This window comes from Photobacterium sp. CCB-ST2H9, assembly GCF_023151555.2.
GTDB lineage: Bacteria > Pseudomonadota > Gammaproteobacteria > Enterobacterales > Vibrionaceae > Photobacterium.
This window is the reverse complement of the sequence record NZ_CP100425.1, coordinates 488486-514969: the sequence shown is the minus strand read 5'-3', so window position 1 is coordinate 514969 and position 26484 is coordinate 488486. Positions and strand designations below refer to the sequence as shown.

Annotated in this window: 18 protein-coding genes and 10 tRNA genes; 20 read left to right on the top strand and 8 right to left on the bottom strand. The window is 54.5% G+C overall.

The window, feature by feature from the left end; all coding sequences use genetic code 11:
• Positions 1 to 49: 49 nt before the first annotated feature.
• Positions 50 to 205, bottom strand: coding sequence for a hypothetical protein (locus L4174_RS02375; protein WP_248143975.1), 156 nt, complete (start codon positions 203 to 205; stop codon positions 50 to 52).
• Between the two features lie 80 nt (positions 206 to 285).
• Here L4174_RS02375 and mutY point away from each other — a divergent pair, with 80 nt between their 5' ends.
• The 12 genes from mutY (at position 286) to L4174_RS02315 (ending at position 7286) form a co-directional block, all read left to right on the top strand.
• Positions 286 to 1305 carry an A/G-specific adenine glycosylase gene (gene mutY, locus L4174_RS02370; protein WP_248143974.1) on the top strand — a complete coding sequence of 340 codons (1020 nt, stop codon included), beginning with the start codon at positions 286 to 288 and terminating at the stop codon, positions 1303 to 1305.
• Between the two features lie 167 nt (positions 1306 to 1472).
• Positions 1473 to 1745 carry an oxidative damage protection protein gene (locus L4174_RS02365; protein ID WP_248143973.1) on the top strand — a complete coding sequence of 91 codons (273 nt, stop codon included), beginning with the start codon at positions 1473 to 1475 and terminating at the stop codon, positions 1743 to 1745.
• A gap of 132 nt (positions 1746 to 1877) precedes the next feature.
• Complete coding sequence (gene mltC, locus L4174_RS02360; RefSeq protein WP_248143972.1) at positions 1878 to 3014, top strand: membrane-bound lytic murein transglycosylase MltC; 1137 nt, start codon at positions 1878 to 1880, stop codon at positions 3012 to 3014.
• A gap of 151 nt (positions 3015 to 3165) precedes the next feature.
• Positions 3166 to 3241: transfer RNA gene (locus tag L4174_RS02355), tRNA-Phe, on the top strand.
• A gap of 45 nt (positions 3242 to 3286) precedes the next feature.
• Positions 3287 to 3362: transfer RNA gene (locus L4174_RS02350), tRNA-Asn, on the top strand.
• A 9-nt stretch (positions 3363 to 3371) separates the two neighbouring features.
• Positions 3372 to 3447: transfer RNA gene (locus L4174_RS02345), tRNA-Thr, on the top strand.
• Between the two features lie 33 nt (positions 3448 to 3480).
• Positions 3481 to 3556 (top strand) — tRNA-Phe (locus L4174_RS02340).
• A gap of 43 nt (positions 3557 to 3599) precedes the next feature.
• Positions 3600 to 3675 (top strand) — tRNA-Asn (locus L4174_RS02335).
• Between the two features lie 139 nt (positions 3676 to 3814).
• A tRNA-Phe gene (locus L4174_RS02330) sits at positions 3815 to 3890 on the top strand.
• Between the two features lie 6 nt (positions 3891 to 3896).
• A tRNA-Asn gene (locus L4174_RS02325) sits at positions 3897 to 3972 on the top strand.
• Between the two features lie 265 nt (positions 3973 to 4237).
• Positions 4238 to 5404, top strand: a complete 1167-nt coding sequence (locus tag L4174_RS02320) for a lytic polysaccharide monooxygenase (protein WP_305885153.1) — start codon at positions 4238 to 4240, stop codon at positions 5402 to 5404.
• Between the two features lie 256 nt (positions 5405 to 5660).
• Positions 5661 to 7286, top strand: coding sequence for a methyl-accepting chemotaxis protein (locus L4174_RS02315; RefSeq protein ID WP_248143971.1), 1626 nt, complete (start codon positions 5661 to 5663; stop codon positions 7284 to 7286).
• 91 nt (positions 7287 to 7377) lie between these two features.
• On the opposite strand, the gene L4174_RS02310 is transcribed toward L4174_RS02315, so the two are convergent.
• The 5 genes from L4174_RS02310 to L4174_RS02290 form a co-directional block, all read right to left on the bottom strand.
• Entirely contained in the window at positions 7378 to 7944 is a 567-nt protein-coding gene (locus tag L4174_RS02310; RefSeq protein WP_248143970.1) for a DUF1566 domain-containing protein, read from the bottom strand.
• 11 nt (positions 7945 to 7955) lie between these two features.
• Complete coding sequence (locus tag L4174_RS02305) at positions 7956 to 9401, bottom strand: DUF1566 domain-containing protein (RefSeq protein WP_248143969.1); 1446 nt, start codon at positions 9399 to 9401, stop codon at positions 7956 to 7958.
• A gap of 21 nt (positions 9402 to 9422) precedes the next feature.
• Positions 9423 to 11717, bottom strand: coding sequence for a proprotein convertase P-domain-containing protein (locus L4174_RS02300; protein ID WP_248143968.1), 2295 nt, complete (start codon positions 11715 to 11717; stop codon positions 9423 to 9425).
• An 11-nt stretch (positions 11718 to 11728) separates the two neighbouring features.
• Complete coding sequence (locus tag L4174_RS02295) at positions 11729 to 13891, bottom strand: TonB-dependent hemoglobin/transferrin/lactoferrin family receptor (RefSeq protein WP_248143967.1); 2163 nt, start codon at positions 13889 to 13891, stop codon at positions 11729 to 11731.
• Between the two features lie 107 nt (positions 13892 to 13998).
• Positions 13999 to 16077, bottom strand: coding sequence for a prolyl oligopeptidase family serine peptidase (locus tag L4174_RS02290; protein WP_248143966.1), 2079 nt, complete (start codon positions 16075 to 16077; stop codon positions 13999 to 14001).
• 426 nt (positions 16078 to 16503) lie between these two features.
• Between L4174_RS02290 and L4174_RS02285 the strand changes: the two genes are divergently transcribed.
• From L4174_RS02285 to L4174_RS02270, 4 genes are all read left to right on the top strand, one after another.
• Positions 16504 to 16579 (top strand) — tRNA-Phe (locus tag L4174_RS02285).
• Positions 16580 to 16624: 45 nt separating this feature from the next.
• Positions 16625 to 16700 (top strand) — tRNA-Asn (locus tag L4174_RS02280).
• Positions 16701 to 16736: 36 nt separating this feature from the next.
• Positions 16737 to 16812: transfer RNA gene (locus tag L4174_RS02275), tRNA-Thr, on the top strand.
• Positions 16813 to 17055: 243 nt separating this feature from the next.
• Complete coding sequence (locus L4174_RS02270; protein ID WP_248143965.1) at positions 17056 to 18321, top strand: HD-GYP domain-containing protein; 1266 nt, start codon at positions 17056 to 17058, stop codon at positions 18319 to 18321.
• A gap of 87 nt (positions 18322 to 18408) precedes the next feature.
• Here the strand turns inward: L4174_RS02270 and mrcB are convergent, their stop codons facing one another.
• Complete coding sequence (gene mrcB / locus L4174_RS02265) at positions 18409 to 20847, bottom strand: penicillin-binding protein 1B (protein ID WP_371929390.1); 2439 nt, start codon at positions 20845 to 20847, stop codon at positions 18409 to 18411.
• A 41-nt stretch (positions 20848 to 20888) separates the two neighbouring features.
• Positions 20889 to 23378, bottom strand: a complete 2490-nt coding sequence (gene hrpB / locus L4174_RS02260; protein ID WP_248143963.1) for an ATP-dependent helicase HrpB — start codon at positions 23376 to 23378, stop codon at positions 20889 to 20891.
• Between the two features lie 171 nt (positions 23379 to 23549).
• Between hrpB and thpR the strand changes: the two genes are divergently transcribed.
• From thpR to gluQRS, 4 genes are all read left to right on the top strand, one after another.
• Positions 23550 to 24158 carry an RNA 2',3'-cyclic phosphodiesterase gene (gene thpR, locus L4174_RS02255; protein ID WP_248143962.1) on the top strand — a complete coding sequence of 203 codons (609 nt, stop codon included), beginning with the start codon at positions 23550 to 23552 and terminating at the stop codon, positions 24156 to 24158.
• Positions 24155 to 24862, top strand: coding sequence for a DNA/RNA nuclease SfsA (gene sfsA, locus L4174_RS02250; RefSeq protein WP_248143961.1), 708 nt, complete (start codon positions 24155 to 24157; stop codon positions 24860 to 24862). Before thpR ends, sfsA begins: the two co-directional genes overlap by 4 nt.
• Before the next feature lie 137 nt (positions 24863 to 24999).
• Complete coding sequence (gene dksA / locus L4174_RS02245) at positions 25000 to 25449, top strand: RNA polymerase-binding protein DksA (RefSeq protein WP_036749487.1); 450 nt, start codon at positions 25000 to 25002, stop codon at positions 25447 to 25449.
• A gap of 78 nt (positions 25450 to 25527) precedes the next feature.
• On the top strand, positions 25528 to 26418 hold the full coding sequence (gluQRS, locus tag L4174_RS02240; RefSeq protein WP_248143960.1) for a tRNA glutamyl-Q(34) synthetase GluQRS: 891 nt from the start codon (positions 25528 to 25530) through the stop codon (positions 26416 to 26418).
• Positions 26419 to 26484 lie beyond the last annotated feature (66 nt).

Sequence of the window (26484 nt, the reverse complement as noted above, 5' to 3'; positions counted from 1 at the left end):
GCTGCAATTCTCTTCAGTTTGGTATAAACGGATCCGGCATTATCCAAAGTTAGCGCACAAGTGCAAGTGCCGTATTCGCATTGAAGACAACAGCGGATTGTGGTGCAATCGTCACCGCAATGTCGTCTCTGCGGACAAACAGAATAAAGCGGACACAAGGTACAGCCAGATCAAATCCGCGGTACCTGGGTTCAACATGAATCATTTCAAAGCACTGCAGCATCGAAGAGGAATAATTTCCGAAAATGAACGCTGTCAGAACAGTGCAGCTGTGAAGAAAATTTTATGACGCAATCTCCCTTGCCCCCCAAAACATTCCAGGATCGGCTGATCCAATGGCAACAGACCCATGGTCGCCACGATTTACCCTGGCAGCAAAATCCAACGCCCTACCGGGTGCTGGTTTCTGAAATCATGCTGCAGCAAACGCAGGTGTCGACGGTCATTCCCTACTTTGAACGCTGGATGAACAGTTTTCCGACCGTCGAGCTGCTCGCTGCAGCCTCAGAAGATGACGTGATGAATCACTGGCAGGGACTGGGCTATTACTCCCGGGCAAGGAATCTGAGAAAAGCCGCGCAATACATTGTGCATGAGTGCGGCGGCCAGTTTCCGGATCAAATCGATCAGCTTCTGAAGATCCCGGGAGTCGGCCGCTATACCGCAGGTGCCATTGCTTCTTTTGCTTACAATACCTATGGCCCGATTGTGGATGGTAACGTGAAACGTCTCTTTTGCCGGTTTTTCGGCATTGAAGGCGTCCCGGGCACCACGCAGGTCGACAAGCAGCTCTGGCAATATGCCGAGCAGTTTACCCCACAACAGCACAACCGCGCCTTTGCGCAGGGCCTGCTGGATATGGGCGCGACGGTGTGCAAACCGAAAAGTCCGGTTTGTGACGATTGTGCCTTTCAGGACAGCTGTGTTGCATTCAGGACAAACCGTGTCGCTGAGCTGCCGACACCCAAACCTAAAAAAATCGTCCCGACCCGTTCCGGGCAATTCCTGTGGATTGAATCCGGCGGTCAGCTCTTACTGGAAAAACGGGAAGATAATGGCATCTGGGGCGCGCTCTGGTGCTTGCCGCAAATCTATCTGGAGCCGGAGCAGCTCGGGGATCATGTGCAGCTGAAAGGCACCTTTAAGCACACTTTTACCCACTACAAACTCAATGCCAGTGTCTGGCACGTGGATCGTCTGGGTGATCAGACTGACAATCAGCAGTGGTTTTCGCTTGATGCGCTCAGTGATTTGGGACTGCCGACCCCGATCCGAAAATTTATTGAGAAACGGGTATCAAACTAACGCATCTGTTTTTCCCGCCCGGAGAACAGATGGGAAAAAGCATCAGAGAACGTCCGGACACTTGATCCAACAAACTTGAATCCCGCAGGCAGAAACAGGAAACTAGTGACCAGACATTCGATTCTGGCAGTCTGTCAGACTGCCGCCCAATCATGATTGAGGATCCCATGAGCCGTACTGTATTTTGTGCCCGACTGAAAAAAGAAGCTGAAGGTCTGGATTTCCAGCTATACCCGGGTGAGCTGGGTAAACGCATTTTCGACAACATTTCCAAAGAAGCCTGGGCTGAATGGCAAAGCAAACAGACCATGCTGATCAATGAGAAAAAGCTGAACATGATGGATCCGGAGCACCGCAAGCTGCTGGAAACAGAAATGGTGAACTTCCTGTTTGAAGGCCAGGACGTCATCATCGACGGTTATACCCCGCCAAGCGAGTAATTGCTTGCTGCACCAGATGCGTGCATGAACATCACGTTCTCAGGTCACGGTGACCAAAAATCATACCGTGACCGGACGGAAAATGACATCATTTGGCTTAACGCCAGTGATGTCATTTTTTATATGCAGAACATGAAGAAAGCACTCCTCCTTGCCACATTCACGCTGCTCCTCAGTGGCTGCAGCCGCGAAATAGTCGAAAAAGTCTATAAGGTCGATTACGCCCCAACCAACCGCTTTGCCAAAAATCTGGCTCCTTTACCCGGCCAGTTTACGAAAGATACCGCCGCCCTGGATCGCCTGATCCAAACCTTCAGCGGTCAGGTCAAACAGCGCTGGGGGAATGATAACGTACTCATGGCCAGCAAGCGCCACTACGTAAAATACACTGATGGCTACCAGAGCCGGGCCCATGTCGACTTTGACAAGGGGATGGTCACGATAGAAACCGTAGCGACCACCAACCCGAAACAGCACCTGATCGATGCGATCGCCACCACCCTGCTCACACCGGCCGATCCCGCAGAAGTCGATCTGTACTCCGCGCAGGATTTTGCCCTGTCCGGCAGCCCGTTCCTGCTCGGACAGATCCTGGATCAGGACGGCAAGTCGATTGAATGGTCCTGGCGGGCCAAACGTTTTGCGGAATATCTGGTCAACAACAAACTGAAAACCAAAAACGTCCGTTACCAGAAGGCATACTATGTGGATATCCCGATGGTGGCCGACCACGTCAACAAACGAAGCTACAAATATGCGGACATCGTTCGTGAGGCCTCTCGCCGCTATGGCATTAAAGAAGACCTGATTTACGCCATCATCAAAACCGAAAGCAGCTTCAACCCTTATGCCGTCAGCCCGGCCAATGCCTATGGTCTGATGCAGGTCGTCCCGAAAACTGCGGGAGCGGACGTGTTTAAACTGGTGAAAAAACGCTCCGGCCGCCCTTCACCACAATATCTGTTTGATCCGGCAAATAATATTGATACCGGCACGGCCTATTTTTACCTGCTGCAAAACCGTTACCTGAAAGAAATCCGGAATCCGCTTTCGCTGCACTACAGCATGATTTCAGCCTATAACGGCGGTACTGGCGGTGTATTGAGCACTTTCCACAGTAACCGCAAACGCGCCATGCAGGATTTGAATCAGTTGCAGCCCAATCAGGTGTTCTGGGCGCTGACCAACAAGCATCCGAAAGGAGAAGCCAGGCGATATCTGGAGAAAGTCACCCGTTACCAGAAAGATTTTAACAACGGAAAAATCTGAGACAAAGTAATGACTTTCTGCCGGAAAGCATGAAAATTGCTGCTCGCCGCCCCATAACGGGCAAAAAGCGAGCAAGCAATCGGGAATCGCACTTTTTTCTGGAAAAAGGTATTGACGATGAGGACCAAAACCCGTTTAATAGCGCTCCGTTGCCTCGATAGCTCAGTCGGTAGAGCAGAGGATTGAAAATCCTCGTGTCGGTGGTTCGATTCCGCCTCGAGGCACCATGAATTATTTTATGGTGTTCTGGTAACGTCATAAGCAAGAACAATTCCCCCTTAGTTCAGTCGGTAGAACGGCGGACTGTTAATCCGTATGTCGCTGGTTCAAGTCCAGCAGGGGGAGCCAAATTCGTGTGCCGACTTAGCTCAGTAGGTAGAGCAACTGACTTGTAATCAGTAGGTCACCAGTTCGATTCCGGTAGTCGGCACCATTTATACAGCGTAAAGCACAATTGCTTTACCCTGCCTCGATAGCTCAGTCGGTAGAGCAGAGGATTGAAAATCCTCGTGTCGGTGGTTCGATTCCGCCTCGAGGCACCATATTTGATTGTGGTGTCAGCGCGACAGCACGATAACGTACAATTCCCCCTTAGTTCAGTCGGTAGAACGGCGGACTGTTAATCCGTATGTCGCTGGTTCAAGTCCAGCAGGGGGAGCCAATTTAGTACATTGCCATTACGCAGTGTATGACCTCCAAACTGGTGAGCACGTTGTGCTCAATGTCGCTGGCCTGGCCGGCCGCGTTAAGTCCAGCGAGGGGGAGCCAAACAGCAAAACGAAGATTTTAATCTTTGTTCTGCCTCGATAGCTCAGTCGGTAGAGCAGAGGATTGAAAATCCTCGTGTCGGTGGTTCGATTCCGCCTCGAGGCACCATACAATTCCCCCTTAGTTCAGTCGGTAGAACGGCGGACTGTTAATCCGTATGTCGCTGGTTCAAGTCCAGCAGGGGGAGCCACTTCAGAAACCCTGGTCGAAAGACCGGGGTTTTTCTTTATCTGTACCCTCTTGACTACAATCACCTCAACAGTTTCCTCACCCTGCTCTTTTTTGCTCGCTTTAAAAAACTTGCGATTAGTCCCAAGTATTTAATACGCGGTGAAAAAAATGAGGACAGGTTTTGAGTCACCTCCTCTCTTAACATTCTCCCGATTGCCAGTCTCCTGCGACTCGTTCAAACCAGTACTGCAATTGTGCTTATGTGAAATGATGAAGGAGAGAATATGTTGCTGCAAAATGCCTCATGGAGGAAAGGGCTTTGGCTCTTGGGTGTCAGTTCAGTGCTGAGTTCCTTGTCGACAACCGCTCAGGCACACGGGTATATGGAATATCCACCAGCCAGACAGCAAATCTGCGATATGGATGGCGGCTATTGGGATTCGACCGACGGCTCAACCATTCCCAATGCAGCCTGCCGCGCTGCCTTTGTTCAGTCTGGCTGGTACCCTTTTGTTCAGAAACCCGAGTTTGCCAGACTGGTATCGGACTATCAAAACCAGGCCGCTGTTGAACGGGCCATCCCTGACGGATCGCTGTGTTCTGCTGCAGACAGTAAAAAGTCAGGCATGGATATCCCCTCGCCTTACTGGCAGAAAACAACCCTTGATCTGACGAATAATGGTCAGTTGGATCTGCTGTATCGTGCTGAAACCCCGCACAACCCTAGTTTCTGGAAGTTCTACCTGACCAAACCCGGCTTTGACAGCGCAACCCAGCCATTAGCCTGGAGCGACCTGGATATGGTCGGAGAAGTCGGGAACATTCCGACCACCACCATCAACGGACAGAAATACTATCAGATGACCATCACCCTGCCGACCGACAGAACCGGTGATGCCATCCTGTATGCCCGCTGGCAGCGTAATGACCCGGCCGGAGAAGGTTTTTACAACTGTATCGACATTCGGTTTGACGGCTCGGATAACGGTCAGCCCGGTGGCTGGTCCAGTGCGGGCGCTTTCGTCAAAGCCACAGATGTCGCCCAGCCTGACGAAACCGTCTGGTTCCGTATTTTTGACCAGAATGGTGTCGAAACTGTTTCTGAGCAGTTGGCCATCACCACGGCCAACCAGAATCAGTCCGTATGGGCCGCAGATCTGGCAGCCACAGTGAACCAGACCTATGCACAACAGGTTCAGATCGGTAAACAGGCCGCAGACGGCAGTATCATATTCGATGCTCAGGATCTGTTTGGCAATCAGGTCTTCCTGAAAAACAAAGACTACAGCTATCAGCTGGACATCAAGCTATTACCTGCAGCACCTGACTGGGATCCGAATCAGGTCTATGTTGCCGGTGATCAGGTGCTCTATCAGGGCAAGCTGTACACCGCTAAATGGTGGACCAAAGGCGAACAGCCCGGGCAGGCTGCTGTGTGGCAGCTGAACTGACCGCAATGGACTGGTGGGCCACCATGGCCCACCAGTATTTCACAATACGAAACTATCAGCATAATGTTCCAGTTTTATCCCACTCACACTTCTTTTCATTGGTAAACCGTCAGAATCAATCCTCTCAACCAGGATCATGTTTTGTTAATTTTCTGCTCTGAACGGGTATTAACCTGATCTAGTATTTTCGTGTCGAAAAATAACTCCTCCTGACAATTGCCGGGAGGTCTCTTCAGCATTACCAAGAGAACAGGGAATGAAACTCAGGACACAAACCTATCTGCTATCCGCTGTTATCCTGACGGCCATGCTGGCCATCATGGTCACGGGCCTGATGACGTTGCGTATGGCCAGTAACCAGGATAACGAATCCAGGGTCACGCAGCTGTTTAACAGCACCTACAACACCCTCTCCGAACTGGAAAAAATGGCGCAGGAAGGCCTTCTGGCTGAATCGGAGGCAAAGACGCTGGCAACCCGGTTGTTGCGAAACAATATCTATAAAGACAACGAATATGTTTATGTCGCGGACGCGCAACTGACCTTTATTGCAGCGCCGCTGGATCCCCAGCTGCATGGCACCAGTTTTCACGACTTCAAAGACGGCAACGGAAAAAGCGTCGGTAATATCCTGAAACAGGCTGTCGCAGCCAGCGGAGATAAGCTGGCGCAATATACCTGGACCCAGAAACAGGCGGATGGCAGTGTGGAAGAAAAACTGTCCATTGCCCGGCGCACTCCCGTTTGGGGATGGTATGTCGGGACCGGAATTGGTTTCAACGAAGTGAACCAGCGTTTCTGGTCCACCGCGGGCTGGCAGCTGGCCTTATGTCTTCTGATCACCGCAGCGATTCTGACCGTGCTGATCATCGCCAGTAAGCGCATTGTGAACTTACTGGGAGGCGAACCGGATGAGGTCCAGGCAGCCGTGCAGGCGGTGGCGGACGGCAAAATCACCACCCACTTTGAAACCCGGGCGACCCCGGGCAGCATTTATTACGCCGTACAGACCATGAGCCTGTCTCTGGCAGAGCTGGTCAATAACCTGAAACAGTCGATGGCTGAACTGCGTACGGAGCTCGGTGAAGTCTCGTCACGTTCAGGCGTGATTGCCGAACTGACGGACAGCCAGCAACAGTCGACGGCCATGATTGCAACTGCGATGACCGAAATGGCCTCTTCGGCCAACAATGTGGCGGAGTCTGCCAGCGATACCGCCAGCAATACCGAACGTGCCGATCAGCAGAGCCAGGTCACTCAGACCCTGATTCTGTCGACCGTCGACAACATTCAGGGGCTGGCCGATCAGCTCGCCACCGCCAGTCAGGCCGTCGCCCATCTGGATACGGAAGTGAACAGCATTGCCAGAGTCCTGGATGTGATCGGCGATATCGCCGAGCAGACCAACTTACTGGCACTCAATGCTGCCATTGAAGCCGCCCGTGCCGGAGAACAGGGTCGCGGTTTTGCGGTCGTCGCCGATGAAGTCCGGAATCTGGCAGGTCGAACCCAGCACAGTACCAAAGAAATCCAGCAGATGATCGGCCGCCTGCAAAGCGGATCTCGAAACGCCATTGAAACCATGGAGACCTGTGCGGAAACCAGTCAGACCACAGTACATCAGTCTCAGGAAGCCTCCGACGCACTGAATCAGATTGTTTCAGCGCTGGAGAGTATCACCGGAATGAGTCATCAGATTGCTGCGGCTGCAGCCGAACAGACACAGGTTGGTGACGACATCTCCACCCGGATCAATATGATTGAGGAAAGTGGCCGCCAGTTGTCTGACGTCGTCAGTCAGAGCCACAACAGTACCCGCTCTCTGCAACGGCTGTATCATGAACTGGAAAACTGGACCGGCAAATTCAGTCTGAAACAGTAACCGCCACACAAGAACCAGCCACAAAAAAACAACCCCACATCATAGTGTGGGGTTGTTGTTAGACAAACTGATATGAGACAAGGCGCTCCGGCTACCGCGCCTGATCACTCACCAGCAGCACGCCAAAATCAGCATCCTGAGCACCATAGTGGATGATCATGCCATCATTGAGACCGAACACCAGAATGTTCTGACTTTGCGCGTGAGGCGTTGATGACCAGACATTGCTTGTTGTTGCGTACTTATCATCTTCCGTCTGGATAAAATCCGGGAAAGCCTTCAGGTTCACGGCCGGAGAAATGCAGGCCACTTCGCGCAGACTCACCAGCTCTTTGATATTCGGCATCCGCCAGCCCCTCACCCCGTCAATCACCGTGTTTTTCTCATTGAGGTTGATCTGAAACAGCGCCTTCTTCCAGCTGTACCCTTCCGGCGCGCCATCACAGGTCTGTTGCAGCGAATTCCACTGTGTGCCTAACAGACAGCGACGCCAGACCAACTTTGTCTGTAAATCAGTGACTGTCCCATTGCCATTGTCCTGAAACCGGATATCCGGTGCGCTTGCCTCAATGTTCAGACCACACGACTGCATTGCAGCCATCGCATTGGCTGAACAAACCAAAGCACAGAAAATGGTGCCAATCATCTTTTTCAACATGGTGTTATTCCTTATTCCGCAACCATTCGAACTGCCATCACATTCGGAGAGAGGCACGCCTCACCCGCCATACAGGGCGCGTAGTAAGCAGTGAGTTCACCCAGCCCGGTACCGCCTTTGGCTTGTGTCATCTGTGACAGATGGCTGATCGCCCGGCCCTCGGTATAATTCGGATCGGTCCGTAATAAGGTCGATGACCAGTAATAGCCGTAAGGCAGATCTTCACTACCGATATACTGATCATTGAAGAACTTCACGTTCAGACCATAAACATTGCCGTCTGCGTCGGTCGCCGTTTCACTGAAATCGAGCAAATCATACTGCTCATTCATCGTGGGCAGCCGCCAGTTAGTTTTGCCGCAGTAAGCAGCATCATTCAGTTTCTGGCTGTACTCTTGCGTGGTGCAAGCCGCCAGATGATCCGAACTGCAGGAAGCCAGAGCGATTTCATCGGCATGCGACTTGAGGGTACTGGTTTCCAGTGCAAACAGACGATGCTTATCGCGGAATGAAGTCTGGTCGTCCGCTTTCACTTCCCAGATCAACCCGGTGCGCTCATCTTTGACACACTGCCAGTCCGGACTGCTTTCAGGCAAAGACTGGCCTTTGGCATCCAGCTTGGTCAGCTTGAAGCCGCCGTCGGTCACATCCAGCCCGAAGCTGGCATCCTGGCCCGGCGCCCCCTGATCAGGCTGGTTCGACAAAGTGCCAGTGGACAGATTCAGATGTTTGACCATCCCGGTGTCATTGAGCTGTTTGGTTGCCAGACGGCCCAGCGACGCAATCTCCTGAATCTGCGCCTCGTTCAGAGACCCTGCCAGCAATGCCGTCCCGTAGGCCGGAAACCCTTTTGCAGCACCCGCAATGCCTGCGGCGTCATCTGAACTGATGGCCTTCAGCTGAGCAAACAGCGCCACCAGCTTTTCATCGAGATCAGCCAGCGCCGAATCATCACTGCTGGCCAGCAAATCAGACGGCGGCGTTATTCCGTGTGCTTTGAGATTATTGCTCACCGTTGCCACCGCCGATTCCAAACTGGCACCACTCAGCATTTCACCCACTACCAGCGTGGTCACCCCGTTCACCAGAGTGAAAGCATGCTCACGCGCTGCCGGGGCTGCCAGATTCAGCGAAGCTGACGCCGATGAACGAGCAGAAACCACCCGCGTGGCCTGAACCAGCAGCGGGGAAGTTTTCACCCGGATATCTGTACTGGTCAGGGTAAAGTTATATTGCGTGGCTTTGACCGACGGTTCATCGGCACTGCAAGTCCAGTCACGATTGATATCCGCGCACACCGTCATCGGCAGATCGACCGATGCCGAGGAAACACGGCCGCTGACGTCATAGGTTGGCTGACTCTGATCATTTGAGTTGCTGCCGCCGCCTGAACCGTTACATCCGCTCAGGACCATGGTCAGCGCAACCGGCAATACTGCGAGTTGGAATGATTTCATCTGACTCTCACTTTTCTCGAATTAAAATTGACGGCGTCTTGCCAACGCCATCACAACGCCAAACAGCAGGCTGAACAGCCCGAGTGAACCCCCACCGGATGAACTGCTGTTCTCTGGCTTTGCCGGGTTGTCTGTCGTTTGTTTGTTCTGGGGATCGGTTGAAGTGCCCGTCTGACTGCAGTCATAACCCGTCACGGCTCCCACGCCCCATGAGTGAATCTTGCCGCTCTGCCCCGTGACCCGGTCAGTCACCTCAAGCACCCAGTTCCCCGTCATCGGCTCCCCGAGCAGCTCCGACAGCCCTGCGGTATTGGCCATCGTAAAGGTGTCGGTTTTCTCCGGCAGCGGAAAGCTCTGATAATTCAGCAGTGTTACGCTCCGCCCTGAAGGCGCACGCACGGTGACCTTCAGATCAGAAAAACGCGGGTGAGACAGCGAAAGCTGAATCGCAAAGTCATACGAAACCAACCCAGCGCCAGCCGGAACATTCAGGGCAACGAGCGCCTCCCCCAGCAGAATCTTTCCGTTCTGGTTGATCTGGCGGGCATCCGGTATGGCTTGCTGCAAATGCAGCAATGGTTGCGACAGCACGGGCACACCATACGTAAATGTAAGTTCCTGCCGGTAATTCACAGGCTGTTGAGCCGTATCCTGACTGAATGAAATTTCTGCATTCAGGGAAAGGGTTTCTCCGCACTGCAAAGATGCCGGAATACTGACTGACTCGTTCACCCGGGTAACAGCCCCCGCCGCCACCAGCTCCGAACGGACCACCTGATGCCAGTTCAGTGCCGGCATCGCCAGATCAACCTGAACATTATTGAGTGCGCTCGCACCTGATTGAATCAGCGCCAAAGACAGTTCAGTCTGATTTTTTCCCGTCACGGTCAGAGCAGAATTGCTTTGCGCCAGAACCAGTGCGTCACGGAGGATGCCATGATGTTTGAACCGGGCGTTCAGCCATTGGGCATAAGGTTTCTGCGGGTATAATCGCTGCGCTGCATCTACGGTAGAGCGGGCCAGATCATGCATCTTCATGCCAAAACCCATGCCGGCCATGCCTTCGAGCACCACCCGGTTGAACTCATCAAATGCGGCTTCACCATAAACGGCTTCGGCCTGTTTTAAGGTCTGAAACAGTGGCGTCGACCACAGCTGATCGCTGAGCGTTCCGTTGACCGACACATGCGCCCGGTAATCCATTTCCGGGTCATACCGCGCTTCCTGATCATTGAGCGAACGCCGGGACTTCAGTGCGCCGACCACACCATCCCAGTTGGCAAACACATCCAGCTCGAAGCGTTCATTGCGATCACGCTGAACCCAGAAACTGTAGGCACCGGCCCAGTAATCTCCGAAGCCCTCGCCAATCGCATCACTGTCGCCGCCTTTCCAGTCCGGCACCAGCTGGTAATTAATGGCATGTCCGAACTCGTGCAGCACCACATCCGCATCTTCACTGTCCGGCACACCGCCCACACCCATTGCCAGAATCCCGGTATCGGTCAGATAAGTGGAGTTATTGGTATTTTGTCCCTGCGCATCAATTTTTAACGGCGCAGTAAACAAGGCCCGCGATCCTGTGAATCCCAGCGCAGCCAGATACTGAAGCGAATGATCCAGATGATAGAAAGCATTCACATCGCGAAAGGCCGTGTCCTGCCGCGTAAACGCAAACGAACTGCCGTCCGCAACTGACACCAATCCCTGCTCAGGGCCAGTCTCCAGCTCAGCCATCGACTGGATATCGACCGCCATCACCCGGTCGTTGACCAGATAGAGCCTGCCGTTTTGACGGGTCACCTCAATACCGGTGACGGTTTGATAGGCTGATGCCGGAATGACAATGTCATCCACATCCGCATGATCGCCTTCGAGTGCCAGACCTGTGGCCGTCCGCGGATCCGGATCAAACACCGTCATCGTCGCCGGAACAATCTCACCGGCTGGCGGTGTCAGCAACGTATGTGGCCGGGGCGGCAACGGCAGATTCAAGACACAATCCGCGGTATCATCCGGCAAGCTGTTGAACAGCCGGTACAGCTGCCCCTGGCGATCGGTCGTCACCACGATTGCGCCTTCGCAAGGCTGACCAGCGTCATTCTGCGGCGCAAAGTGATAGTGCGTTCCCAGCAGACTCTGCCGGGTATCCAGCAGAGCCAGGGTGCCGGTCTGCGGATAACGAGACTGAACATACGCCAGCGCGTCATCACGGTCCTGAATCACAGCAGTTTCCAGCGGATAAATCAGGTGCTGAGCCCCGGCATGCGCCTGAGTACAGAGCAGGGCCGCCGCTGTCAGAATCAATCGTTTCATGTCGGCTTCCCTTAAAAGCTGTATCTGGCGTTCACGCTGAAATAGCGGCCCGGCTCCGTTGAAAAACGGGTCTGCGATTCCGTCACGCCGGCCACATCCTGATAACGGGTATATTCCCGGTCCAGCAAGTTGTGCACCGCAGCATTAATGCGGAATTCCGGCGTGATGTCGTATCCCGCCCCGGCATCCAGGGTCATCCAGCCCGACGTGGTCGCACAGGTCTGACTCATGCCCAAATCATCCTGACAGCTCGGTACCTTGTTCATGGCCCCGGCATAGTTCAGTCGTACGAAACCGTTCCAGACATCCTGCTCATAGCTCAGCAAGGTGTTCCCTTCCAGCGGTGTCAGGGTACGGATTGGCTCGCCGTGCTCATCTTCACCATCGACGATGCCCAGTTTGCTGGAAACCTTCAGCCGATCAGTGAACCAGTAGCTGGCCGTCAGCTCAGCCCCGTAGGTTTTCACCCCTTCCAGGTTCTGGTACTGCACTTCGGCATACTTACCGGCCTCGTTCCAGCCGACTGTTTTTTCGCTGATAAAGTTATCGAAGACGGAGTAGAACACAGCGCCGTACACTACCAGCCGGCCATCGTCATACTTCGAACCCAGCTCGAAGTTGTCACTGGTTTCGGCTTCCAGATCCGCATTCGGGCGGATCACGAAATTCCCCAGATCGCTCGACAGATGCGGTACGAAGCCGTACGCCTTGGCATAGGAAGGCGCCAGAAAACCATGGGTGTAACTCAGATAGGTATTCAGATCCGGCGTCCATTGGTAAGCCAGCGACAGGCTCGGCGACAACTCACTGCTGCGCAGTTCATGGAGGGGATAACTGCCAATGGTGTCGTCCAGTTCAGAGGACATCTGCTGTGCATCAAACCGCAGCCCCGGCGCCAGATTCCACTTGCCCCAGCGCATGTCATCATGAACATAAATCCCCAGACTGTAGGTTCTGGCCGAAGCAAAAGGCTCCGATTCACTCAGCGTATCGCCGGTCCAGTCGACGATACGGACGTTGACCGGACGCTCATGCAGCATGGATTCGAGTTGAACACCCCAGGCAACGGTGTGCTCAAGCTCGCCATGAGCACTCCGCTGTTGCAAATCTGCTGACAATCCGATCAGATGATCCCTGAACGCCCGGTTTTCCGACTGACGGCGCTTGAAAACCAGCCCTTCCTGTGTCCGTTGCATTGCGACATCTTTGTCGCCCGAAGTTTCGGTCTGACGATAGTACAGATTGATATCTGCCTGTTCAGCCAGCAGGGTTTCCCCTTCCCATTCGGCTCCCGCACGGGCAGAGAGCGTCGTTGTGTCAACCTCTTCCAGAAACGATGTCGCTTCCCAGCCGCCACCGTCCGCCTGTGTCGGGGCAATGCCCTCTTCCCGGCGCGCCTGCTGACGGTAATAATCCACCTTACCTTTCAGCAGCCAGCTGTCATTCAGAAACCACTCGCTGGTCAGCGCCGCATTGATCCCGTCAATATCGCGAACATACAGCGACTGATCATGATTTTTACTTTCACTGCCCTGCCAGTAACTGACCCGAACCAGATGCGCCGTGTCGCCCAGCCGTGTCGCAGTGGTCAGCGCCGAGGTATATTTATCACTGATCCCTGAGTATCCCCCTTCCAGACCGACATAGTGATCCTCGCTGCCCAGATAGTCGCTCGGTGTTTTGGATGTCAGGACCACCACACCCCCGATCGCACCGGAGCCATACAGCGAAGAGCCCGCGCCTTTCACCACTTCAACTTGCTTGACGTCACCCAGGTCAAAACTGTTATGACCGGCCACGTCGTTCATATCGCTGGCCCCGTAGCCGTCCGCGACTTTCACGCCGTCTTTGATGACCGCGATCCGGTTACCGCTCATTCCGCGAATGGTAATATTCTGCGGCCGTCCGGCTCCCCCGCTCACACTGACCCCCGGTTCATGCGACAGAGCATCATAGAGCTCGGTGGCACCTTCCTGCTCGATCTCTTCCTGAGTGATCACAGCCACTGATCCATTGGTTTCGGACAAAGGCTGCTCAATGCGGGTGGCCGTGACCACCACGGTCGTCATTTCAGAGGCTTGTTGCTGAGGCGCAGCAACACTTTGGAAGCTGACTGAGCTGATCACTGGGCTGAACAGGGCATACAAAGCCAGAGGGACAGGCTTCAACTGCATGTTGGGGACTCCGGATATCAAGGACATAAACAGGGTTCAGTGCCTTTCAGGCAAAAGCAGTCCACCGGCACATCACTGCACCGGGCGGACAGCACATCATTCAAAGGTTAAGGGGACGGGGTGCTGCCGGGCACCAGACTGAGCAGAAACGCATATTCTCTCGCCTGCTGCCGCATCGCCTGCCGGGCATCCTGCCGGTGTCCGCCGGACAAATCCGTTTGAAGCAGATAAGGACCTTGAGCCAGACTGGCATCCCGGACTTTCATCACCCAGCGTGCAGGCTCCCAGTAGGGAACCTGAGTATCATAGAGCCCGGCGGTCACCAGCATTGGCGGATAAGCCCGGGCCGAAATATTGTCATTCGGACTGTATTGCTTCATCACCGCGAGTTGAGCCGGATCGCGCGGATCCCCCCACTCTGCGTATTCCTGGCGGGTCAGCGGCAGACTGGGATCAGCCATGGTCGCGATCACGTCCACAAACGGCACCTGCAGGGCAGCCCCCGTAAACAGCGCCGGCTGCCGGTTCAGTGCTGCGGCCACCAGCGTACCGCCCGCGCTGCCGCCCAACGCCAGAATGGGCCGGTCTGAGCCCTGATGAAACTGCTTCATCACGTGTGCCACGGCCAGATAGTCGTCAAACGAATTGGGCTTCAGCATCCCTTTTCCCTGCGCGTACCACTCTGGGCCGAGATAGCCGCCGCCCCTGACATGGGCTATGGCATAAATCGCCCCGCGATCCAGCAGGCTGATGATCTGCGGCATGAAATACGAACGCACCGGGGTGCCGTACGCGCCGTAGCCGTAAAGAATGACGGGAGACTTGGCGGTCAGCCGATCCGTCCGGTAAGCCAGGGTAACAGGCACAGACACATCACCGTGTCGGACGCGGATCTGTTCCGTCCGGTACAGATCCGGCTCAAATTCCGGATAACGGTCTGCCGACAACGTTGTCAGCTGTAACTCCGTCAGATCCAGCGCCTGCCACTGAGGAGGCTGAGTCAGCGACATACTGCGGATCATCACCGACTGACCGTAACGGCTGCTGTTTCCGGACAACCAGGCCACACCGCCTTCAGGAGTAATGACCTGATCAAACAGTGTGCGACCCTGTGTATTCAGCACCACCAGACGGCTGAGTTGCTGTTCTGTCACTTCCAGCACGATGTGCTGAGGGAACAGCAGCCAGTTCTTGATGTGCTGATGTGGCTTCGGTTGCCAGACCGGCTGCCAGGAGGCAGCTTGGGTGTCATTCAGCGCTGACCGGTAAAGTGCAAAATCGCCCTGAAGATTGCTGGACAGATACAGTTCGCCATAGCGGACATCAGCGTAATACTCCACACCCGGCGTCCGGGAACGGATTGTTGTCAGAATCTGGCCGCTGTCTGAAGCCACCAGTTGTTGTTCACTGCTGTCATGGTTGTTCGACTGGATAAGCAGGTAGTCGCCGGAGCTGGCTGCATAAACCGACACCAGCCAGGCCGGATCCGATTCGCGATACAGCATCGTCTTGAGACCGCCTTCCCGCGACCAACGAAGCACCTGATGCGGACGGTAAGTACCCGCTTCGTTTTCAACAAAATAAAGGCTCTGGCCGTCCTCACTCCAGACCAGATCGGTTGCTGACTGCTCAGAAACAGTGGCGATTTCACGTCCGCTGCTGAGTTCCATGACCGTCAATCGGTAATTCCGGTCTCCCCGACGATCTTCGGTGATTGCCACAAACCGGTGATCCGGACTGACCTGCCAACTGCCCAGCTGATAATACTCAGCCTGCTGCCCGCGTTGGGTAAAGTCCGCCACAACAAGTGACGCTCCGCTTTCTGCATCCTGACGAAGCAGTTGCACACTGCCGTCTGATGACGTCAGCCGGTAGTTATACTTCCCGGCCAGCTGCCATGGTCTTTCAGCCACACGGGCGCGACGTGACTGCCACTCATTGAGCAGCGACGCTTCCAGCACGGCCTGAGACGTCAGGGCCTTTTCGGTGTGCTGATTTTCATCACGCAGGAAAGTCAGAACTTTTTCGGATTGCCGGCTGTCATCCCGCAGCCAGCTGTATGATGCAGATGTCTCAGCTAGGCCGGGAACCTCAGCATGTACAGGCACGTCAGAAGCGAAAGCTGCCGAAGCACACCACACACTTGCAGCGCTGCTCAGCACAATACCGATGAAGCAACTTTTCATTTCCCGACCACACCCTTTTTGCCGCATTTTTCCGAAAAATTCAGAAAAGCAATTTTCTGACCATTAAACAGGTCGCACATCATGCACAGAAGAGATAATGAGATCAATTATCAGTTTCATTTATATTTACACCACCAACCACAAAGGTGATCTGTATCACACTTAAATCTTGCAGCACAGAAGGTGGCGTATAAAAAACATACAACGGTTGAAAAGGAGCAGATGAAATAGCGGAAGTGATAAAAAATACCAGTCAGAACCGCCTGACCCTGAAAGATATTCCGCAGCAAATCCTCACTTTAAAGACCGGAATATTATCAAATGAGATTAAAATCCGGACAAACAGAACAAAAAAAGGAAGGTTGACCATTATTTTCAAAAAAAGCATTGACGAAAATGCGCAAAACCTTTTTAATGCGCCCCGTTGCCTCGATAGCTCAGTCGGTAGAGCAGAGGATTGAAAATCCTCGTGTCGGTGGTTCGATTCCGCCTCGAGGCACCATGATTTCATTTATGGTGTTCTGGTAACGTCATAAGAAAGAACAATTCCCCCTTAGTTCAGTCGGTAGAACGGCGGACTGTTAATCCGTATGTCGCTGGTTCAAGTCCAGCAGGGGGAGCCAAATTCGTTTTTAAGAATAACTTAAGAACAAAAAAAAGCCGACTTAGCTCAGTAGGTAGAGCAACTGACTTGTAATCAGTAGGTCACCAGTTCGATTCCGGTAGTCGGCACCATCTTTTAAACCTCGCGCCCGCGAGGTTTTTTTTACCCATATTCCTTTTACAAATTTTTCACGACATTAAGCCCATTTTTTTACTGACGGTATTCTTAATAATCGATCTCAGGTCAGTATTATGATAAATAATCTTGTCTCTGATACGGCAATTCTCACCTGCCCTGCCCCACTGTCACAGCATGATATTAACCGGGCATGCCGTATATCGCCGGCCTGAAAAGCGAATGTACAGAATAAGGTAATGACAAACGTAAAACTCCCTACCGAGTGTTTAACACCAGGCCTTTATATCAAATTGCCGCTGCAATGGACGGAGCATCCCTTCATGCTTAATCACTTTAAGATTAAGGATGAACATCAAATCCGCCTGATCCGGAATCTGGGTCTGAAATTCGTTTTCCACTTTCCGGATAAGAGTGATAACCCGCCTTTGCCGCCTGAAACTGTTGCCAGCCCGCCAAAGGAAATCTCCGAACAGGAAGCTCGGTTTATCCATAAACATACCGACAGGTTATGGCGTGAGAAACAACGCCGGATTGAACATCTGAAAAACTACAAACGCAGTCTCCAGCAATGTGAGAAAAGTTTTCAGCGTTCCCTGTCCCAGCTTCGCGCCATTTCGCAGAAAATTAAAAGCCGCCCGGTCACTGCTTTTCAGGATGCCAAAGAGCTGGTGAGTGATATGGTGGATGCCCTGCTGGATAATGATAATCTGGCTCTGCATCTGATGAGTGACGCGCAAGAATCGGAAGATATTTACTACCATTCCATGAACGTCGCCGTGCTGTCGATGCTGCTGGCCAAGTCCAACGGGATGTCTGCAAGCGATATTAAAACAATCACCATCGGTGCTTTATTCCACGATATCGGCAAACAGAAAATTCCCACCCATATCCTGCGGAAAATTACCCCGCTCACCGAGCCAGAGGCGAATTTCCTCAAACTGCATCCGAAATACAGCCTGGAACTGTCGGAACTGAGTGAGCACTTTCCGGACGCCGCGAAGCCTATCCTCAGCCAGCATCATGAGCTCATGGATGGCAGCGGGTATCCGATGGGACTGAAAGGTCACCAGATCAACCGGTTTGCCCAGCTGGTGGCAGTCGTTAATGCCTACGACAACCTCTGCCATCCGATGGATCCCAGCAAGGCCAGAATTCCGTACAGTGCCCTGTCCTACCTGTTCAAGCATAAGAAAGGTCAGTACAGCGAGGAATATATTGCGCTGATGGTCCGGATGATGGGGGTCTACCCACCGGGCAGTGTGGTGCTGTTGTCGAACCAGCAGGTCGGGATGGTCATTTCCGTCAATGCCAAACGCCTGCTCTACCCGAACATTCTGCTTTATGAGCCCAGTGTTCCCTCCAATGAAGCACCGATTCTGGATCTGGAGGAAAGTGAACTGACCATTGAGCGGGCTCTGTTGCCCAATAAGCTGCCCGAGCCAATCCGTCAGTATCTCAACCCCCGGACCCGGATTTCTTATTACTTTGATCCGGAAAACTAAATCCGGACCGCAGAACCCAGTCAACTGAAAACGGACAGCTAATCCCGTACAACTCAGCAAGGTTCTCATCGCTGGCAGGAGCACGCCCTACCAGCTGAACATATCTTTCAGCCAGCCCTCGGGCTTGCTTTCACGGCACTGCGCCGCCAGCTGCCCTGTCGGGTCCCAGACCGGCAGGGATTGCTCACCCCGGCAGTCCATTCCCAGCGTGCCGTCTGACAACCGGTGATATTTCACTGTACTCAGTTTTTGCGGCCAGTTGAGCTGCAAACGCTCAGGCTGACGTCTTTCCAGATAACCACTGTACAAACGCAATGCCCCGCTGGCGCCAGTCAGTTTAACCGGTTTGTTGTCATCGCGGCCCATCCACACGGTCACCACTTCCCGGCCATCGGCACCGACAAACCAGCTGTCTCGGGTATCATCCGTCGTCCCGGTTTTACCCGCCAGCGTGGCCCAGCCAAAGCGGGACTGCAGATAGCGCCCCGTCCCCTGACTGACAACCTGCTTCATCATATAAGTCGTCAGCCAGGCAGCTTGTTCCGGCACGACCTGACGGCCGGACGGAATATGGCGGTACAGCATCTTGCCTTGCCTGTCGACGACAGAACGCAGTGCCGTCTGCTCGGCACGCCGTCCGCCACTGGTCAGGCTCTGAAACATCTGACTGACTTCAAACGGCGTCAGGGTGAAAGAACCAAGCAAGATCGACGGTAATCGGGGCACTTCGTCTTTTGACACGCCCAGTTCCGTCAATGTCGTGATGACGTTATCTAAACCAACGTCTAAACCCAGATTCACCGTCGGTACATTGAGCGAGCGTGACAGCGCGTAGTAAAGCGGCACTTTACCGCGAAACTGCCGATCGTAGTTCTGCGGCCGCCACTCACTGCCCTGATTTCCTTTCAGCAAAATTGGTTTGTCATCCAGTGTGGTGGCCAGGGTATATTTCTCCGGCTGACGCAGCGCACTCAGGTAGACCGCAGGTTTCACCAGCGAGCCTATCTGACGACGACCTTCCAGCGCCCGGTTAAACCCGGCGTATCCCGGCCGGCTGCCGCCAATCATCGCCCGGATTTCACCGGTATGGCGATCCACCGCGACCATGGCCGTTTCAATCTCCCCGCCCACTTTTTTCTCCAGCGCAGGGATCCACTGGGCAACGGCCCGTTCCGCTTCCTGCTGAGAGACCGGATCCAGGGTACTGAAAATCCGCAGGCCCACACCCGGGGTAAAGCGGTTGCCCACTTTTTCCGTCAGTTCACGCTGCAGTAACTGGAAATAGGCCGGCTGAAGACTGGCAATCACCGCCTGTTTCTGGACATCCAGTTTGCGGGTCGCCGCCTGCTCGTATTCCGGGCCGGTCAGAATGTCCTGATCCAGCATCAGCCGCAGTACCAGATCCCGCCGCTCCCGGGCGCGCTCTGTATGACGCCAGGGGTTGTAATAAGACGGTCCTTTGACCATGCCCACCAGCATCGCCAGCTGATCAATCCGCAGTTCCTGCAACGGTCTGCCAAAATAGAGGCGGGCACCGAGCCCGAAGCCATGAATCTCACGGCCACTGCTCTGTCCGAGATAAACTTCATTGAGATAGGCTTCGAGGATCCGATCTTTGCTGTAGCGATAGTCGATGATGACTGCGATGTAGGCTTCCTGAATTTTCCGCCACAGGGAGCGTTCACGGGTCAGAAATATGTTCTTCGCCAGCTGCTGCGTCAGGGTGCTGCCGCCCTGTACGGTCCGTCCGGCTCTCAGGTTGACCACAGCCGCACGCAATATCGCCAGCGGAGAAACACCACTGTGATGGTAGAAATCCCGGTCTTCGGTCGCCAGCAGGGCGTCAATCAGCACTTCCGGGAACTCTTTCCGGGGCGTGAAGATCCGCTGCTCGCCTTCTTTGGTGCCCAGCATGCCCAGCATCTTGGGTTCAATCCGTAAATAGCCCAGCGCCTTCTCCCGTCCCAGATCGAACACCTTGCTCAGCCCGCTGTCATCGAAGGTCAGCATGACATGGCGCTGGCTTTCATAACCGTCTTCAAATTCAAACGGACGGCGGATCAGCTCGATCCGGGTGGAAGATGCTGAATACTCCCCCGCCCGCTGCGGCGTACGGACTTTATGGTATTGCAGCGCGTCCAGTTCCCGGCGCACTTCATTCAGTGTGATGGCCTGTCCCGGCTGCAGATCCAGCACCCGGCCATAAACCACGGCTGGCAGGTCCCAGAGCTGGCCGTCAAATTTGTCCCGCACCAGCGTGTCGAGATATATCCCCATCACAAAGACCACGGCGAGGATCGCCAGACCCAGCTTCAGTGCGGAGAAAAACATCCAGCGTCCAAACCGGGATAAACGGCTGCCGGAGGCTTTTTTCTTTGCGGCAGTCTTCGCTGGCTGACTGCCCGAGGAGGTCTTCGTGCCACGTTTTGACGGGGCTTTTTTCGTCCCGGCAGGTTTGCGGCGACTCGGTTTCTTCTCACTGGGCGGTTTCGGCGCTGCCTGACGGCGCTTGGGCTCTTGGGTCATCATGATATCTTTATGTTCAGGGTCTCTGCACTGTCCGGCGCTTACATAAATTTCTTGGTTTTTCGGGTTGGCGCATGGCTGGCAGGATCATCCGGCCAGACATGTTTCGGGTAACGACCCTTCATTTCTTTCTGCACGTCTTTATAGGCTCCCTGCCAGAATGCGGCCAGATCTGAGGTGATCTGTAGCGGCCGCTGGGCGGGAGACAGCAGCTCCAGCACCACCGCAATTTTGCCGTTGGCAATCACGGGCGACGTCTGCTCACCAAACATCTCCTGCATCCGGACCGCCAGCACCGGTGCCTGTCCTGGCTGATAACGGATCGGATACCGGGAGCCGGTGGGCACCTCATAATGAGTCGGCAGCGCGTGATCCAGCGCCTTCGCCTGCGCCCATCCCAGATGCGCTTCCAGTGCCGCCGTCAGATCCAGATTTGCCAGCGCCTTTAGGGTGCTGATACCGGTCATAAAGGGCAATAGCCAGTCTTCCAGAGACGCCAGCAGACTGGCATCATCCATTGCAGGCAACGCCAGTTCAGGGAGCCAAGCTTCGGCACAACGGGCCCGGATTCGCAGACTTTCACTGCGGGCATTCCACGGCAGGACATCCAGCCCCTGACGCCGGATGGCATTGAGCAGGGCTTCACTGGCCCGGGCCGGATCAGGTTCGGCCATGGGTGTTCGCTGAATCACCAGCTTGCCACAACAGCATTGCTTTTCTGCGACCAGCCGCCCTTTTTTATCATCCCAGTCCAGCCATTCCCGCTCGTGGAATAAAGGTGGCAAATCTTCCCGTAACTGCTCGATATCTGCGGCAACAGCTGTGAACACCCGGCTATCGCCCTGACGGGTCTTGACGACATCCGCCACAACCAGTGCAGTTTCCGTCGCCAGAAGCTGTTCATGATCAACACTGACACCCTGACCATTCGCCAGCTGAAAACGGCCTTCCTGCCCACGGGACAGCGCAATCCGGTCAGGAAAACCGGCTGCCATCAGCGTCGCCAGCCAGCGTCGGTCTGTACGCCAGCCCGGTGCAGAATCCTGTCCATCCCGGAGCATTGCCAGATGCTGTCTGGCCCGCTGACGGTATAACTTGCTGCGGGGCAGTTGGTCGGATTCCAGTAAATGCAGCTGATAAGCCAGATCCGGATTGCTGATACCACGTGCCGGTTCTTCCAGCAGGGCCACCAGCAGCGCGGCGGTCGTCTGCGCCGATGCAGGTAAAGCACGGGCATGCGCCAGGATCGCAGCCAGTCTGGGCTCGGTGCCTGATTGCTGAATCAGCTGGCCTCTGGCGGTCAGTTGGCCCCGTTCGTCCAGTGCGCCCAGAGACTGTAATAGCACTCTGGCCTGCTGCATCGCAGCATCGGCGGGTGTATCCAGCCAGCGTAATTCGTCGGCGCTGGTGCATCCCCACTGGGCCAGTTCCAGTGCCAGACGGCTCAGATCGGCGCGCAGAATCTCAGGTTGCGGGACCGCAGGCTGGCGGCTCAGCATTTCTTCGCTGTACAAGCGCAGACAAATGCCCGGCTCCAGACGTCCGGCCCGCCCGGCACGCTGTTCGGCCGACGAGCGGGCAATCCGCACCATTGCCAGACGGCTGATCCCGGTTTTCGGATCCCATTGCGACACCCGTTCCCAGCCGGTATCAACCACCAGCCGGATCCCTTCGATCGTCAGACTGGTTTCCGCGATGTTGGTCGCCAAAACCACTTTGCGTTTCCCTTTCGGTGCCGGCTGAATCGCCTGCTGCTGCGCCTGCGTATCCAACTGACCATATAAAGGTGCAATGATGACCTCCGCCCCTGCCGCCGCTTCAAGCCACTCAGCCAGACGGCGGATTTCACCGGCCCCGGGCAGAAAGACCAGCATGGAACCTGACTCTTCCGACAGTAACTTCAGAATCTGCTTGCCGGTCCAGTCTGTCACCACGCCGGGACTTTGCTGGGCCGACGTTCCCTGACTCTGATAACGATAATCCACCGGGAAACTGCGCCCCTCAGATGCCAGAAATCCGGCCTCCGGCAGCAGAGTCTGCAAGGCTTCATGATCCAGCGTCGCCGACATCACCAGCAGCCTGAGGTCATCCCGCATCGCCTCCTGGACTTCCAGCGCCAGCGCCAGCGACGTATCAGCATGCAGGCTTCGCTCATGAAATTCGTCGAAAATCAGCAGATCGATCCCGGATAATTCAGGATCCTGCTGTAACATGCGGGTCATCACCCCTTCCGTGACAATCTCCAGCCGGGTCGCAGTACTGACCTTCGTTTCTCCGCGCATTCGCAGGCCAACAGTCTGCCCAACGTTCTCCCCCAACTGAGTGGCCAGATAAGCCGCAATGTTTCGGGCCGCCAGCCGGCGGGGTTCCAGCATCACAATTTTGCCGCTTACGGCACGGGATTCCAGCAACGAGAGCGGTAAACGGGTCGATTTACCGGCACCGGGAGGCGCTTTGAGAATGAGCTGACGATGGCGCTGCAACACCGTGTGCAATTCAGGCAGAACGGCTTCAATGGGGAGCTGTGACAATGTGGGACCCTTGTGTCATCTTCTAAGGAGGAACATTTTTCTGTACAAAACGCTCCGATCGTTCGGGATGATTGTACTCAAACAAGAATCACGGTGCTATTCGAGAGACACGGCTATCCAAGAGATAGTGTTATCCAAGCGATGCAGTTATCCGAGAAAAAGGAGCCTGCGATGACCGATTTATCCGAACACCCTGCCCACGGGCTTTCAACCGATGCCAGTCAGCGGATGTTCTTTGCCCTGCCACTGAACGAACCACCGGCCGTCAATCAGGAGGTACTTCAGCGACTGTGTCAGCTGAAAAACGCTTATCCCGGCAAAGGACGCGCCGTCCCTGATACCAACCTCCACCTGACCCTGGCTTTTCTGGGACAGGTCACGGCGCAGCAACGTGACCTGTTGCTGACCGAAGTCGATCAGCTGCGGATTCCGGCCTTTTCTGTCCGTTTTGACCAGCTGGGGTACTGGAAACGCAGCAAGGTACTGTGGCTGGGCAGTGAAGAGACACCGGGAGAGCTGCTGTTACTGGCGCAGCAGCTCTCCCGGTGCGCACTGACTGTCGGCTTGCCGCAGGAAGAGAGAGCCTATAAACCGCATATCACACTGCGGCGGAATGTGTGGCATCGCCCCGGACTGCAGAATGAACAGGACACGTTTCATTTTCACTTTCAGCGCTTCGGGCTGTATATTTCTGACCCGGACAGGTCAGGCGTGAATTACCGCCTGGCCCGGGAATGGTTACTCCTCACTGAACAAAACGCCGCACAGGACAGTACATGAATTATCCCTCACCTTTGCAGCCCGCAACGCTCATTCGTCGTTATAAGCGCTTTCTGGCCGATGTTACCCTGCCGGACGGTACGGAAACCACGATGCACTGTGCCAATACCGGTGCCATGACCGGCTGCGCCGAACCAGGTGACACCATCTGGTATTCCACCTCAGATAATCCGAAGCGAAAATATGCCCACAGCTGGGAACTGACTGAGACCAAAGCCGGTCATCGGATTTGCATCAATACAGCCCGGGCCAACCAGATTGTGGTTGAAGCGCTCAAAAATGACCTCATTCCTGAATTATCGGGCTATGCTTCATTGCGCACGGAAGTGAAGTATGGTACTGAAAACAGCCGGGTAGATATTGTTCTTGATGACCCGTTGCTACCATCCTGCTTTATCGAAGTGAAAAGTGTCACCCTGCTGGAACAGGACGGCCGTGGTTATTTCCCGGACGCCGTCACCACCCGGGGACAAAAACACTTACGGGAGCTGGCGGAAGTTGCGGCAAGCGGTCAACGGGCGGTTTTATTTTTCGCTGTTCTTCATTCAGGGATTGAAAACGTCGCAGCGGCGCACCATATAGACCCGGTCTATGAGACATTGCTAAAACAAGCAGAAAAAGCGGGTGTTGAGGTCTTCTGCTACCGTGCAGACATCAGCCCCACGGCGCTGACGTTAAACCAGCGGGTAGAATTTGCACAGTAAAAAGGAAAAATGATGCTTTCTTCACAATGGTATAAAATTGAAGAGATGCAGCAATTGCCACACTATATCCTTTCTGCTATAGATACCCGCCAAAATTAACCAGTGACGGTTATTCGGTATATGTTAGGAGATGCTATATGCCAGAGAGCAAAGTTAAAAAATCGCTAGGCATCCTGGCTATTGCTGGGGTTGATCCATATCAGGAAAAAGCCGGCGAAGAATATATGGGTGAGGCGCAGCTGGCGCACTTCCGTAAAATTCTGGAAGCCTGGCGCAACCAACTACGTGAAGAGGTTGACCGTACCGTAAACCACATGCAGGACGAAGCGGCTAACTTCCCGGATCCAGTGGATCGCGCGGCACAGGAAGAAGAATTCAGCCTGGAACTGCGTAACCGCGATCGTGAGCGTAAACTGATCAAAAAAATTGAAAAGACGCTGCAACGTATCGAAGATGATGATTTTGGTTTCTGTGATTCATGCGGTGTGGAAATTGGTATCCGCCGCCTGGAAGCCCGTCCGACTGCCGACCTTTGTATCGACTGTAAGACACTGGCAGAAATCAAAGAAAAACAAATGGCCGGCTAAGCTGCCCTTTGTAACCCTAATCAGACAAAAGGGAGCGCTTGCTCCCTTTTTTATTTTCTTTTGCTGATACCGACCGCTATGACAACTCAGTCTTCTTATACTGGCCGCTTTGCACCATCGCCCTCCGGCCCGCTGCACTTCGGCTCGCTGGTGGCTGCGCTTGGCAGTTACCTGCAGGCACGCGCCCGTCAGGGACGCTGGCTGGTGAGAATGGAAGACCTGGATCCGCCGCGTGAAATGCCGGGCGCCGCTGACGATATTCTCCGCACCCTGGAAGCCTTTGGCCTGGAATGGGACGGCGAGGTTATTTATCAGAGCCACCGCCACCACCTGTATCAGGCACAAATCGATCAGTGGCTGGCTGACGGCGACGCTTACTATTGCCGCTGCAGCCGCAAAGCCATAAAAGATGCAGGCGGCTTTTATCCAGGCACCTGCCGGACGGCGAGTCATACCGCCGCCGACAGCGCCGTCAGGCTGAAAGTCAGTGATGCCGTGACTGGTTTTCACGATCTGCTGCATGGCTGGATCAGCATTCCTGAGCAACTGGCACAGGAAGATTTTATTATCCGCCGACGTGACGGCCTGTACGCCTATAACCTGGCAGTAGTTCTGGATGACATTGCTCAGGGCGTCACGGAAGTCGTCCGGGGTGCCGATCTGATTGAACCGACCGGGCGCCAGATTGGCCTGTACCGTCAGTTGGGCAAGCCCGAAGTCAGTTATCTGCATCTGCCGCTGGTCGTCACTGCAAACGGAAACAAACTGTCCAAACAGAACCATGCGCCGGCAATCGATAAAAGCCAATCCGGGCCGCTGTTGTGTGAGGCCATGACCTTTTTAGGCATGTCGCCACCACCCGAATTATCGTCTGCCGCCCCCCGGGAAATCCTCCATTGGGGGATCGCGCACTGGGATGTCTCGAACCTGCCGCCAACAACAGCGATCACGCTGAACCTAGCATCTTGAGGTGGGTTGGGTATATGATATGCGGCTGTTCAGTCCGGCCAATGTGAAATAACGAGGTGTGTTATC